The sequence below is a fragment of the Corynebacterium sp. HMSC11D10 genome (assembly GCF_001806995.1).
Taxonomy (GTDB): Bacteria; Actinomycetota; Actinomycetes; order Mycobacteriales; family Mycobacteriaceae; genus Corynebacterium; species Corynebacterium coyleae.
Window position 1 is genome coordinate 1 of the sequence record NZ_KV787076.1, and the last position, 948, is coordinate 948.

Genomic DNA, 948 nt, shown 5'->3' on the forward strand with positions numbered 1-948 from the left:
TGGAGCGGCTTGCCCGGGCAGCGTCGGACCGCCAGCGCGCGCTCGGCGAGCCACTGGAGGTGCAGGTCAACGCGGTTGATTTGCCGGAGCCGGCGGCGTCGGTAGCTGAGCGCATGGTGCGCGAGGGCTTAAGCAACATCGTGCGCCACGCGGGCGCATCTAAGGCGGTGATCACGGTGGATAAGCTGGGCGCGACCGCAACCATCGACGTCTTTGACAACGGCCGCGGCATCTCCGGCAAGGAGGGCTACGGGCTCAAGGGCCTGCGCGCCCGCGTGGAGGAGATCGGTGGGGAACTTTCGGTGGAGGGCAACGTCCTCGCCGCGACACTGCCTGTGGAGGAGCAATGACGCTGCGCGTAATGCTTATCGACGACCACCCGGTCGTCCGCGCCGGCCTTCGCGCCGTTCTCAACTCGTTCGGCGACATGGAAGTGGTGGCTGAGGCCGCCGACGGCGATGTTGAGGTGCCGGGAGACGTGGACGTGGTGGTCTCCGACATTCAGATGCCCGGCGCGTCCGGAATCGACCTGACCGGCCGTTTGGTCAAGGCGGGCGGGCCGCCGGTGCTCATCCTGACCACCTACGACACGCAGGCCGACGTGGTCGCGGCGGTGGAGGCCGGCGCGATGGGCTACCTGCTCAAAGACGCGCCGGAGGATGAATTGCATGACGCGGTGGTGCAGGCGTCGAAACGCAAGCGCGTGCTCTCTCCGCAAGTGGCGAATGTGCTGGCAGACCGTCTGGTCAACCCCGACGAGGCTCTGTCCGCCCGCGAGATCGAACTGCTTCGCGCACTGCAGACGGGCGCGTCGAACCGGGAGATCGCCGAACAGCTCTTCATCTCCCAAGCCACGGTGAAAACCCACCTGATCCACATCTATTCAAAGTTGGGGGTTGACAACAGAACAGCTGCCGTAGAGCAAGCTCGGCAGCGTCGCATCATCTA

2 protein-coding genes are annotated in these 948 nt (G+C 65.7%); both read left to right on the forward strand.

Features of this window, described 5'->3' with window-relative positions:
- On the forward strand, positions 1-350 hold a 350-nt coding region (locus HMPREF3120_RS09720; protein ID WP_371441207.1), incomplete at its 5' end, for a sensor histidine kinase.
- On the forward strand, positions 347-948 hold a 602-nt coding region (locus tag HMPREF3120_RS09725; protein ID WP_070452833.1), incomplete at its 3' end, for a response regulator. The genes HMPREF3120_RS09720 and HMPREF3120_RS09725, both read left to right, overlap by 4 nt.